This is a genomic window from Zobellia galactanivorans, from assembly GCF_000973105.1.
GTDB lineage: Bacteria > Bacteroidota > Bacteroidia > Flavobacteriales > Flavobacteriaceae > Zobellia > Zobellia galactanivorans.
The window spans coordinates 2,190,189-2,203,053 of record NC_015844.1 but is presented as its reverse complement, the minus strand read 5'-3'; the positions used below and the strand labels follow the sequence as shown (position 1 = coordinate 2,203,053).

Genomic DNA, 12,865 nt, shown 5'->3' with positions numbered 1-12,865 from the left:
ACATTTTTTTGTACCTTCAATTCCAGAACCATAATCCAATTATTGAAGATGCAAAGAAGAAAGTTTATCAAGAATGCCGCTGCGGCCTCTACCGTATTTTCCATCGTACCCAGTTTTGTTATGGGCAAGAACCACGTTGCCCCAAGTGACACGCTCTATATGGGCGCCTTTGGAGTAGGAGGGCGAGGAGCAGGAGTAATCAGGGGTTTAAACGACACCGGAAAAGTAAAGTTCGTAACACTATGCGATGTTGATGACCGAAGGGCGGCAGGTACCTACGAGAAATACCCTAAAGCTAAAAAGTACAAAGATTATAGAAAGGTATACGATAAGCATCTTAAGGACATCGATGCCATTATGGTGGCCACTCCCGACCATATGCATGCCTCTATAGCATTACCGTTCATGCGCGCCAAAAAGCACGCTTATGTAGAGAAACCCTTGACGCATAACATCAATGAAGCACGTCTGATGACCAAAGTGGCCCAAGAACACGGAATCGTTACCCAAATGGGAAACCAAGGAGCTTCAAGTGATGGCAGCCGTGAGGCCAAAGAATGGATAGACTCCGGTATTATTGGAAAAGTATACAAAGTAGACTGCTGGACAAACCGCCCCGTATGGCCGCAAGGCGTTCCTGCGCCTACCGAAAAACAACGTGTTCCAAAAGGTCTTGATTGGGACCTTTGGCTAGGTGTAGCCGCACAACGTGATTACAACGCCGCCTACCTTCCCTTTAAATGGAGAGGTTTCTGGGACTTTGGAACCGGAGCCCTTGGCGATATGGGATGCCATATTATGGAAACGCCATTTAGCGTACTTGGCCTAGGTTACCCTACTGAAGCGGAAGCTAGCTGTACTACGAACTGGGTAGGCGATTTTATTGAAGCTGATTATAGCGAATCTTGCCCCGCTTCCTCCATAGTAAGATTAAAATTCAATACGGAACAGCATGGCGATATTGCCTTGAACTGGTACGATGGCGGACTTATGCCCGACCTACCGGATGAATTGGCCGATGGCGAAACTATCGGCGATGGCGGAGGAGGCTCGGTGTTCTATGGAACCAAAGGTATTTTGGTAACAGACACCTATTCCCGAAATGCCCGATTGCTCCCCAGCAAGAACATGGATATGTTCAAAGCGCCCGCACCCTACCTAAAACGAATTGATGGGGATGTAGAAGGCCACCAAAGAAACTTTGTAGAGGGTTGTTTAAACGGAAGCGAAACCTCATCGGACTTTAAAAAGTCAGGACCCTTGACCGAAGCTGTATTAATGGGCAATTTGGCCATTAAGGCATTCCAGTACAAGAAACTGAAAGAAGGTAAAAAACTCGGTGATTGGGATCCTTTCGATTATCCCGGAAGAAGAAAAATCCTATGGGACGGTGCCAACATGAAAGTCACCAACTGGGACTTGGCCAATGAATGGGTAAAGGGCAAGTACCGCAAAGGCTGGGAATTAAAATAGGAAATAAAAAACTTAACAAATAGTAATAAGCGCAATAAGGAAACCTCTCAAAAAGGAATCACTATTGCGCTTCTTCTATTTTACCTGAACCTGATTAAAAGGCGTAACCGGCCGAAAGCTGAAATACGTTGTTCTGGCTATTGCCCCCCGTATACGAATCGCCATTGATGTTGGCAATACCTTTGTTGTACCGAAGGCTGAAAAAGATATGGTCGTTCAGTTTGTACGAAGCCCCAATAGCAAAAGCAACGTCCAACTTATTAAAACGATCATCGTCATCTTCGTTTGTAGCTATCAAAAAGCCCACCAATGGCCCAGCTTCGGCACTAAGTCCCTCTAAAAAGTAATACTTCCCTAAAATCGGCAGGTTGATATAATCTAAATTCAGGTTATTATCTCCAGTACCATAACTCCAATTCGTTCCTTGGGAAGAGAACAAAAGTTCTGGTTGTACCGCCATTTTTTCCGATATAGAAAACTCGGCGACCCCTCCTAAATGAAAACTCACCTTAGTACCCAAACTACCTAGGCCCGAATAGGCGCTTCCGCCTATGGAAGCCACGTTAATACCTCCTTTTACCCCAATACCGAAATCTTGGGCATGGCCAATGGTCAAAGCGAAAAGTGCGGTCAATAAGAATCCTAGTTTTTTCATAATTTACATATTTTATTTAACTGTTTCCCTTGTTAGTGCCGCACAGATAAAAAGGTTAACATGAACTCAAAACAATTTTAACTGCCCATCTTTAAATTGCTCGTGCAATTCATGGTTTAGGGGAGGAAAAGACTTGTTTTTAAAATACGTATGACGCGCCAAACGCATCAAATCATGAATTTGCGTCGCTATCTTGCCCTCGCCCCGACTGCGAATTCCGAAACGACTATCGTTCAACGTGCCCCCGTGACATTCCTCGATTTGATGCAATACCTTATCAGCTTTATCAGGTAAGGTTTTACGGATCCAGTCCGTAAAGACCTCACCTATGGCGCCGTTTAAACGAACTACGGTAAAACCGAATGATTTTGCACCATTGTCGGAAACCGCCTTGGCCAAGTTCATGATTTCATGACTGTTGATTCCAGGAATAATCGGCGCCAGCATGGCGTTTACAGGAATGTTGTTTTCAGATAATACACGAATGGTCTCCAAGCGTTTTTTAATGGTGGTCGTCCTTGGCTCTAGAATGCGTCTTGTTTCCTCAGACAACGAAGTGACCGAAACATTAACGGCAATTAACCGGTCTTTCGCCAGTTCCTTCAGTACATCTAGGTCACGCAGGACCAAAGCGTTCTTGGTAATAATACCAACGGGATGTCTGTATTTCAGGAAGATTTTGAGGCAGGCACGGGTAATTTCAAACTTTTTCTCTGCGGGTTGATAGCAATCCGTATTGCCGGAAAGTACAATGGTCCTCGCTTGCCAGCGCTTGTTTCTCAATTGGGCCTCTAGCAGTTTTGGGGCATCCTTCTTAATTAAGATTTTCCGTTCAAAATCAAGTCCTGCACTATACCCCCAAAACTCATGGGTATTTCGGGCATAGCAATAAATACAACCATGCTCACAACCTTGATAAGGATTCATGGAATAGGCCATTCCCACATCGGGACTGTTGACCTTATTGACTATGGTCTTCGGAAAGATAGGAATGTATTGGGTCTTGTTCTTATCGGCTTCTTCTCCTTCTATCCGACAAAATTCAAGAAAATCATCTCGGGTTTCATAAATGTTCTGAAGAAATTTATTGGGCACATTCTGTTGTGCACCCCTCCCTTTAATATAGGATTTGGATTTCAATATAATTGGATTTACTCCAAATTTATGGAATAAATCCAATTATTGTTTATCCTTGTCCCTATTTAACAGTTACTTCCACCAATTGCTTTTTGGTACCGCGCTTGGCGTAGAACAACAGGTGATTTGAAGCCTCGCCAACAAAGGGCCTTGACACCATAATGGGCAATCGCACCTCTTTATCGTCTACCAATTTTTTATAGGAAAGGTCTCCTTCGGCATCTACCTTAATGACAAACATATTGGGGTTTCTGCTAAATCCTTGTTTGAACAGGATACGTTCTTTGCTCATTTTCTGTGGATTTTCCCCCGAATTGATAAAGAAGTACATGTCTTCCCCATGACCATACGCCGTGTAGGAAGCATAAGAGGCATCTCCTTGGGTCACCTCGGCCTTATTGATGTTACGGGCCCACTCCATTGTACCGGAGGCATCGAGTTTGGCCAATACAATATCGTTGTAATGGTAGCGATCTACTTTTTTGGTAGCCCCGGTACCGATATCTTCTCCCGCCGTTACAAAATACTCCTCGGCACTAAAGAGAATATCGTTGTTGGGGGTTATGTGCACACTCTTAAAAATAAGGTTCTTGATTTCCGCATCGACCTCACGACCGAATTTATCGAGCATAAACTGATCTGAAAACGGATTGTATTTTTTGGCCTTGATCACCAAAGAATTGGCATCTAAATTAAAATAGACCAAACCGTTGTACCGATTGTCTTTTCTATCGGCATAGAAACCGACAACTTTGAGGTCATTGCCCAACAATACCGGCTTCAACGATTCGGGAAATCTTCCGGCATCGGCAAATTCTTGGGTTTTGCTTCCTCCTTTGACCACACGCACCAGCTCATACTGAAACCTTCTTTCTTTGACATCGAACCTTCTTTTCTTGAAAAAAGCCTTCCCCATCAAATACAGTTCCTTAAGATCTTTGGACACCGCAATATTTTCGAAGGCATAGTTCTTTTCCTCTATATAATTGCTAAAGTCATAATCTAACTGAAGTTTTAAGTCGGTTCCGAAAAGATAAATATGGTATTTCTCATTTTTCCCTTCACGATGGTGCACGGTAACGGCAAAAGCCGATCGATCATCGGTAAAATGCGTGGCCGTGGAAAAACCGTTGCCAAAGCTCCGGTTGTACTTATTGACCGCAAGTGGGTTCAAAACCTCTTTGGAAGGAATGGAAAGCAGTTTTCTTTCGGTAAAGTTAAACTCGTCTAAGGGACTCTGGTGTACCACATAGTTATAGGCTTCGTCATTATGGTCGTACACCAATTCCAACAAATAAAGCTGACCGTTCTTTACAAAGCCGTCGACCATATGTTTGCCGGCATATTTGTAATTGTAGTCCGCCACCAAATTTAAATCGGTATCGTATACCTCGATAAAATGGCCCTTGGGCCTCAAGGGCATGCCGCCGAAATAGGTACGCACCAATACGGTCTGTTCTTGGGCGGAACGGTCGATTGTCAATACGGTAGAATATTTATACCTATCGGAATAATTCTCGCCAAGTCTATAGTCAACAGGAATCTCCTGTGCTTTTGAAAAAGTTAGGGCTGCCAAAAACAGCAGTACGGTCAAGCTTCTTCGCGTTCGCATAAGTAGGTTTTAATAAGTAGGGTTAAGGGGATATGCTACTCTCCAGGAAAATCGGCCTTCCGCTTTTCCAAAAAGGCGGAGGTACCTTCCTTAAAGTCCTCGGTTCCAAAACAGGCACCGAAAGCCTTTATTTCTTCGTCATATCCGTTACTGTTCTTAAAACCCGCATTTACCGCTTTTATTGCATAACTCAAGGCAACGGGTGAGTTATTCGATATCTTGCTCGCCAGCTTTTGGCAGAACTCGATCAATTGTTCTTGAGAAACGACATGGTTTACCAATCCGTAACCCAAGGCACGATCGACATCGATCATACTGGCGGTCATAATGAGTTCCATTGCCCTGCCCTTTCCGATAAGTTGTGGCAAACGCTGGGTTCCCCCATACCCTGGAATAACACCGAGTGACACCTCGGGAAGGCCCATTCTTGCGTTGTGGCTAGCCACCCTAAAGTGACAGGCCATGGCCAACTCCAATCCCCCTCCCAAGGCAAAACCGTTAACTGCGGCAATTACCGGTTTCGAAAGGTTTTCCACAAAATCGAAAAGTAGTTTATGACCCTTGGCCGACAACTTACCTCCCTCCTTTTCTGAAAAATCCGCAAATTCGGAAATATCGGCTCCTGCAACAAATGCCTTTTCCCCACTTCCCGTTAAAATTATGACTTTGACCCCTTTATCTTTTTCCAAGGCCTCGAACGCATCGTGCAGCTCTTGAATGGTCTCGCGGTTCAGGGCATTCAGTTTTGTAGGGCGATTAATGGTTACTATCGCCGTTGCCTCCTTATCATTTACCAAGATGTTATTGAATTTCATGAAGTGGGTTTTTGAGTGTTATGCTTGTTTAAAATTTCATTTTTTCGCTACAGCACCAAGGTTATTTTACCTGCGGGAATTTAACCGTAAATACCGTTCCTTTTCCGGGTTTTGAGGTAAATCCGATATAGCCGTTATAGGTTTCGACTATATTTTTGACCATGCCCAGGCCTAGGCCCATTCCACTTGATTTTGTGGTAAACTTTGGTTCGAATATTTTCTCCTTGAAGCCGTCTTCAATACCTATACCGTTATCTGCCACACTAATTTCAGCATATTTTCCATCTGAGACCACCGAGACCAAAATTCGGGGCGCTTCTACTTCCGGAACGGCCTGAATGGCATTTTTCACCAAATTGGTCACCACACGTATCAACTGGGTGCGGTCTAATTTCGTGATAATTTCTTCCTCCTGAGAAATAAAATGAATGTAATCTTCATTAAAAATATCCAAGGCCAAGCGTACTATTTCAACGATGTTCACCGTTTCGTTCTGCTGGGCAGGCATTTCGGCAAAGTTGGAAAAGGCCGAGGCTATACTGCTCATGGTATCGATTTGCTGTATTAGCGATTTTGAAAACTCGGCCACCTTGCTAGCAATGTTAGGATCTTTAGGGTCGAACTTGCGTTCGAAACTCTGTACCGTTAAGCGCATCGGGGTCAACGGATTCTTTATTTCATGGGCCACCTGCTTGGCCATCTCACGCCAGGCCTGCTCCCTTTCACTACGCGCCAATTTTACAGCACTTTGTTCCAGCTCATCTATCATGGCATTATAGGCCGTAACCAACTTCTCAATTTCCTCGCTGGGGTTGTCGATCAATATTTTTTGGTTTCTTTTCCGCAGCTCGGTCTTGCCCAACATATCTGAAATCGTCTGGAGCGAACGGGTAATATATGTAGATATAAAATAGGCCAAGCCAATGGCAATAAGCAACATCAGAAAATAAACCCCGGCCAAACGCAGCAAGAACTCCCTGAGTTCCATATTGTTGAACGAATCGTCTTCGTAATAGGGCAAGTTTAAAATACCAATCGGTTTAAACCGTTTGTCATTGATATAAGTATAGGAAGCCTTATAGTTGTCTCCGGCCAAGGCTTTTTGGTCTACGAAGCGTTTGGTCGGACTGGTCTCCAAACGCTCTAGGATATAAGGGTCTAAACAATTGGCTATCGAGTCTACCTCAAATATGGCACGGGAGCTTTTGATCAATTGCCCGTCTAGGTCGTATATGTTGAGCCTTTGGTTCTGGACATTGGCGATTTGATAAATCTCTTCGTTGAAAATCATTCCCAAGTTTTCCGTAGTAACCGGATAAGTTGTCTTCTTCAGCACGTAATCAACGCTTTGGCGTACCTGTTCCTCTTTACGCTCCAATCGGTCCCTGTGGTAATCTTCCGATTGTTCCTTATACTGATACACGGTAACGCCGGCAATCAGAATAGAAGCTACGACCACAAGTAGGATCATAGATAAGAAGATGCGCGACCTTAGCGATAGTTTTGTAAACAAAAGTCTGGAGTTTATATCAAAGGTAGCAAATATCACGCCATTCTATACACAATTTCAGGCCCGTAAAACGACTCCCCCGACCTGGGTCTTATAGAATTTACATCCCTATGCTTTCGGATTTTTAGCCCTGATACGCTTATACAACCGAATACCGAGCATCAACAAAATACCAAGTACGATAATGCCAACCACACCGAATACCCAATTAAAGGCATTCTTCAATATCACCAAGAAGACTATGGCGAACAAAATAAGGGTGGCCCCTTCATTGAATATACGCATGAACTTTGAACTGTACTTGACCTCATCGCGTTGCAGCTGCTTAAAAATTTGGTGCGTCTTCAGGTGGTATACAATCAACAAAAGCACAAAGGCGAGCTTTACGTGCATCCAAGGTTGCTGTAACCATGCCGGGACCAAAATCAATAACCATACGGCAAAACATACGGCCAATACGGCCGAGGGCCAGGTTATAATATACCAAAGGCGTTTGGCCATAAGCTGCAACTGCTTGGTCAGAATTTCCCTTTCGGGCGATGCTTTTTCCGAGGCTTCGATATGATAGATAAATAATCGAGGTATATAGAAAAGACCTGCGAACCATGTAATCACAAAAATCAGATGTAAGGCTTTAACGTATTCGTACAAAGGGCAGGGATTTAGTATTATCGACCAAAGTTAGGCAAAACTGCAAACACCGTTCATATAAGCATACAAGGTTTTTACATTAGGTTAGGTACCGCACCAAGCCCAAACCATAAGAAGGGAAGTTTTGTCAAGGCCGTGAAAAATATACAGTGGCAAAAAACACCTTATACCCCCCAATAAACTTCGGGAATGCTTATTTTAGTTCTGCCCGAACCCAAAATATAGACGCTTTGAAAATAGAGAACAAAAAATTGGCTCCTGATGACCTGCTCACCCTCCATAAGGCCAAGCAAAAAATGGAGCAAATCGGCTGGGCCATGCAAGGCCTCAACAAAATGGGCAACCTTATAGAAAGCCGCATTCAACTCCTTCCCCAAAAGCAACGTGACCGAATACAGCAAATTACCTACAAAGTGCTGCACACGGTGGTGAAGAGCAATCTGATCTCAATGGACAAAAACGCCAAAACCACGCCTTCGAACAAATTGTACAAGGCATTGGTGACCTCATCGGGCGCCATAGGAGGGGCCCTAGGCGTAACGGCCTTTGCGGTCGACCTTACACTGGCCACCAAGCTTATGATGCGTTCCATTATGGATATTGCCCGTAGTGAAGGCGAAGACCTGAACTCCCTCGATTCGCAATTAGCCTGCCTACAGGTTTTTGCCTTAGGAGGAAAAAGCAAACACGACGACCACCTTGACACCGGATATTACGCCACAAGAATAGCGATTAGCTCCACTGTTAAAGGAGCTAGTGGAATTGCCGGAAAAACACTGACCTCTCTTTTAAACACAACAGGAAACCCGCTTCTTCAATTGATTGCACAGGTCGCATCCCGTTTTAGTGTACAGGTCTCGGAAAAGTTCGTGGCACAAGCCATACCTATTGTAGGGGCGGCCGGTGGCGCTACGATCAACCTGGCATTTATCGACCACTTTCAAAATATGGCCCATGCCCATTTTAGTATCAGGCGGTTAGAGCGCAAATACGGGGAAGACCAAATTCGGTTAGCCTATGAAGAACTATCGATTACAAAAATTTAACACCGTATCGTCTTCTTGTGAAATTTCATTACATTTAGGTCTCAACCAATTGTAACACTATGAAAAACCCAGTTCCCGTTTTCTTGAAAAACACCTGTACGATTACAGCCCTACTCCTGTTTTTATGCGCGACCCTTAGCTTACAAGCACAGGACTTTCTATACGGCGATGCCCTCCCCGATGCCCCACAACTGGCGGAAAGGGGCGATTATACCGTTGGCGTACGCACCCTTGAGCTGATCCATAAGGACCAGGTCGATATCTTAAATTCAAAAGGAGGAAAAGACCCTTTGTACGACCGACCGCTCACCATAGAGGTTTGGTACCCTTCAGAAGCTCCTGACAAGAAAGGAAATACGGTAATCTATGAAGATGTAATGGGTACCCGTGGTGATTCTTTACGCCCCTTGATCCCTTTCTCCTTTAAAGGTAAGGCCTATCGTGATGCGACACCCAAGGCCACGACCGAGGGCTATCCCCTAATTGTAGTATCGCACGGCTATGTCGGATCTCGCTACCTGATGACCTATTTGACCGAAAACTTGGCTTCAAAAGGCTACGTTGTGGTCTCCATAGACCATACCGATTCTACCTTTAAAGATGCGAATGCTTTTCAAAGCACCTTGCTCAACCGGGCCAAAGACATCCAATTTGTCATCAATACGATTGCCGATAAGGGAAGCTCCTCGTCAAAGGACCAACTTTCTGGAATGGTAGATTCAGAAAATATAGGTATTGTGGGCTACTCCATGGGAGGTTACGGCGTGCTCAATGTGGCCGGTGCCGGTTATAGCGACGGCCTTACCGCCTTTTTCGGTCAGATGACCGGTGGAAGCACGGCCATATCGGCATTGGCGGCCAGCAACGCATCCTATCAAAAACAAATCGACCCCAGGATCAAGGCCGTAGTCGCCTTTGCCCCTTGGGGAATGGAACGCGGGGTTTGGGATGCCAATGGATTGGGCGGCCTAAAGAAACCCACACTATTTGTTGCGGGTGACCAAGACGACATATCAGGTTACGAAAAAGGAATCAAGGCTATTTACAAGGGAGCGGTCAATGCTGACCGATATTTGCTCACCTATAAGAATGCACGCCATAACGTAGCGCCCAATCCCCCTCCGGCCGAAGCATTACAACCCGGTTTGCATATCGATGAGTATTACCGATACGCAGAACCTTCTTGGGACCAACGCAAGATCAATAACATCAACCAACACTTTCTTACGGCTTTCTTGGGCATCTATCTAAAAAATGCCGATTACAGTGCGTATTTGAGCCTCCCCAAAGAATCGAACGACCAAGATTGGCACGGGTTCAAACCAAGGTCTTCAACAGGTATGCAGTTGTTGCACGCCAAGGCCTCGGAAGCCAACATGAAACAATAGGGACATTGCCCCTATCAGGTCTAAAAAAGAGCTTAAGCTCCCTTGGCGACCAAGGTATTCTTGATTTCCTTTCTCAGATAAAATCCGGTTACTATGGTAGCCAAAACATCCGCTATGGGAAAGGAAAGCCAGACCCCCAGTTCCCCGAAGTAATTCGGTAAAACCAATATAAGCGGGATAAAGAAGAAGCCTTGTCGCGATAGTGTTAGCAGTAAGGCCGGTATGGCCTTTCCGATGGCCTGAAAATAGGCCGCACCTATCAATTGTAAGGCTATAATGGGAGTTGCGGCGAACACCAATCGCATGGCCAAGGGAATATGTTCCAAAACATAGGCATTGGCCGCCAAATCATGTGCCGATTGGCCGGCCCTATCGCTCAAGAACAAAGAGGCTATTTCCTTTGGAAAGCCCATAAGACCGATAAAAACGATAGCCGCCAATAGCGATGCGTATTTGATGGCCGTGTTGATCGACTCTCGTACCCTTTGGTATTTTTTTGCGCCGTAGTTGAAACCGGCAATGGGCAGAAAACCTTGGGTAACCCCGAATATTGGAAATAGGGCAAACATCAGCATACGGCCAACGATGGCATAGACCGCAACCATAGCTTCACCTCCAAGGCCGAACAATATATTGTTCATCAAGAGATAAACCACACTTGTAGTAGCCTGGCGGGACAAGGTCACAAAACCCAAAGAACCTATTTCCTTGATTATGGGCAAATCCAACCGAAAACAGGCCGGTGTCAGTTTCAATTCCGATTTTTTCGATAGAAAAAAGTAAAAGATATAGGCTGCGCAAAGTACATTACCGATAGTGGTGGCCCAAGCCGCACCTTCCATACCCCAATCGAATATATAGATGAATACGTAGTCCATCACAAGATTACCCACAGAAGGAATGATCATGGCGATCATGGCAAACTTTGGTTTTCCTTCGGCACGGATAACCGTGTTTCCCATCATACAAAACGCCAAAAACGGCACCCCGTACAAGACAATGGTATAGTAAATTTTAGCGGGTTCAAAAATCGCTCCTTTTCCTCCGAAAGCCGGTATGAGCGAATCGACATAATAAAGCCCCAGTGCTACCATTGCAACGGTAATCAAAAGGGTTAGGGTAATCTGGTTTCCGAAAGTCTTAATGGCCTTTGCGTAATTGTCCGCCCCAAGCGCCCTAGAGATAATACTCGCACCACCGATGCCGATAGCCATACCCAATGCACCGATAAAAAAGGAAACCGGAAGTACCACATTGATGGCCGCAATGGCAATGGAACCGATCCAGTTGCCCACAAAAATCGAATCGACCAGTATATTGAGCGACATTACCAAGATACCAATAGAAGCAGGTAAAGCCTGTCTCACCAATAGTTTCCCTATTGGCTCCAATCCTAACTGTTCTGCCGATACTTTAGCCATCTATAGTCGATTATCCAATAGGCCAAAGATTTATGCGGGTAAGGCCCCCGTTTCTTGCCAATCTTTGATCCAAGAAGCCATAACCTTGACCCAAGAATCACTTTCGTTCAAACAGGGAATATGCTTGTAACCCTCACCACCAGCTTCCTGAAATTGATGTTGGCCCTCCATGGCGATTTCCTCCAAGGTCTCTAAACAATCGGCAACAAAGGCCGGTGTGATAACCGCCAAATTCTTTATTCCTTCCTTAGGAAAACGTTCAAATTCAAAATCGGTATACGGTTTTAACCAAGGGTCGTTCGGAAGACGCGATTGGAACGAGTTACTGACCTTGTCGGCCGGAAGGTTCAAATACGCCTTGACCGATTCGGTGGTATCAAAACACTGATGGCGGTAACAGGTGTTGTGTGCCACGGAATTCGTTTGGCAGCACTTCCCGTCTATTTTGCAATGAAAACGGGTAGGGTCAGACTTACGAATATGTCGTTCGGGAATACCGTGGTACGAAAACAGAATATGATCGTAGTCGAAGCCCTCAAGGCTTTCGGCAATTTTTTCTGAAAGCACACGAATGTACTCGGGATTTTTATAAAAAGGAGGAAGCGTGGTCAGCTTCATGTCGGGGAAAAACCGTTCTTGCTCTTCCATTACCTTAACCACGACCGTTTCATAAGATGACATGGCATAGTGCGGATATAAAGGAACCAACAATACCTCATCTACCCCTTTATCATTCAGCTCTTTCAAGGCATTTTTTATGGTCATACTGCCATAGCGCATTCCCAAAGCTATCGGCATATCGGAATGCTCCTTTAATTTCTCGGTAAATCTTTCCGAAATAACGATCAAAGGGGACCCTTCTTCCCACCATATTTTAGCGTAAGCCTCCGCCGATTTCTTCGGACGGGTCTGCAAAATAATTCCGCGCACCAAGATGTTTCGCAACCAATTGGGCACGTCAATAACACGTTCGTCCATTAAAAACTCGTCGAGATAAGGCTTTACATCTTTTGCCGTGGGACTGTCGGGAGAACCCAAATTGACCAATAAAACTCCTTTCATAGTTTAGCTACGCTTTTTTTTGGTTTCAAGATGCCCATTATGCCTTAAAGAACTTTCGGCTTTGAACAAATATGGCTATCTTCAAGTGCCCGTTT

11 protein-coding genes are annotated in these 12,865 nt (G+C 44.9%); 3 read left to right on the top strand and 8 right to left on the bottom strand.

All coding sequences use genetic code 11. The features are described from left to right. Window positions 1-48 precede the first annotated feature (48 nt). Window positions 49-1,473 (top strand): Gfo/Idh/MocA family protein, encoded by a 1,425-nt coding sequence (locus ZOBGAL_RS08890; protein ID WP_013993242.1) that lies wholly within the window; start codon window positions 49-51, stop codon window positions 1,471-1,473. Window positions 1,474-1,567: 94 nt separating this feature from the next. On the opposite strand, the gene ZOBGAL_RS08885 is transcribed toward ZOBGAL_RS08890, so the two are convergent. The 6 genes from ZOBGAL_RS08885 to ZOBGAL_RS08860 all read right to left on the bottom strand — a co-directional run bounded on the left by ZOBGAL_RS08885 (window position 1,568) and on the right by ZOBGAL_RS08860 (window position 7,853). Continuing rightward, window positions 1,568-2,128: a porin family protein gene (locus ZOBGAL_RS08885; protein WP_013993241.1), complete on the bottom strand. Its 561-nt coding sequence runs from the start codon at window positions 2,126-2,128 to the stop codon at window positions 1,568-1,570. 66 nt (window positions 2,129-2,194) lie between these two features. Beyond that, window positions 2,195-3,268 carry a PA0069 family radical SAM protein gene (locus ZOBGAL_RS08880; RefSeq protein ID WP_046287416.1) on the bottom strand — a complete coding sequence of 358 codons (1,074 nt, stop codon included), beginning with the start codon at window positions 3,266-3,268 and terminating at the stop codon, window positions 2,195-2,197. Window positions 3,269-3,326: 58 nt separating this feature from the next. Next, window positions 3,327-4,877, bottom strand: coding sequence for a hypothetical protein (locus ZOBGAL_RS08875; protein WP_013993239.1), 1,551 nt, complete (start codon window positions 4,875-4,877; stop codon window positions 3,327-3,329). A gap of 35 nt (window positions 4,878-4,912) precedes the next feature. Continuing rightward, a complete protein-coding gene (locus ZOBGAL_RS08870; protein ID WP_013993238.1) occupies window positions 4,913-5,692 on the bottom strand; it encodes an enoyl-CoA hydratase/isomerase family protein in 780 nt (259 codons plus the stop codon). 61 nt (window positions 5,693-5,753) lie between these two features. Further along, entirely contained in the window at window positions 5,754-7,163 is a 1,410-nt protein-coding gene (locus ZOBGAL_RS08865; RefSeq protein ID WP_046287415.1) for a sensor histidine kinase, read from the bottom strand. Window positions 7,164-7,310: 147 nt separating this feature from the next. Beyond that, window positions 7,311-7,853: a CopD family protein gene (locus tag ZOBGAL_RS08860; RefSeq protein WP_046287414.1), complete on the bottom strand. Its 543-nt coding sequence runs from the start codon at window positions 7,851-7,853 to the stop codon at window positions 7,311-7,313. Window positions 7,854-8,083: 230 nt separating this feature from the next. Between ZOBGAL_RS08860 and ZOBGAL_RS08855 the strand changes: the two genes are divergently transcribed. Further along, on the top strand, window positions 8,084-8,899 hold the full coding sequence (locus ZOBGAL_RS08855; protein WP_052725663.1) for an EcsC family protein: 816 nt from the start codon (window positions 8,084-8,086) through the stop codon (window positions 8,897-8,899). Between the two features lie 59 nt (window positions 8,900-8,958). Continuing rightward, window positions 8,959-10,287, top strand: a complete 1,329-nt coding sequence (locus ZOBGAL_RS08850) for an alpha/beta hydrolase family protein (protein WP_013993234.1) — start codon at window positions 8,959-8,961, stop codon at window positions 10,285-10,287. A gap of 32 nt (window positions 10,288-10,319) precedes the next feature. Here ZOBGAL_RS08850 and ZOBGAL_RS08845 read toward each other — a convergent pair whose 3' ends face one another. Beyond that, window positions 10,320-11,708, bottom strand: coding sequence for an MATE family efflux transporter (locus ZOBGAL_RS08845; protein ID WP_013993233.1), 1,389 nt, complete (start codon window positions 11,706-11,708; stop codon window positions 10,320-10,322). A 30-nt stretch (window positions 11,709-11,738) separates the two neighbouring features. Continuing rightward, complete coding sequence (gene hemH / locus ZOBGAL_RS08840) at window positions 11,739-12,770, bottom strand: ferrochelatase (RefSeq protein WP_013993232.1); 1,032 nt, start codon at window positions 12,768-12,770, stop codon at window positions 11,739-11,741. Between the last annotated feature and the right edge of the window lie 95 nt (window positions 12,771-12,865).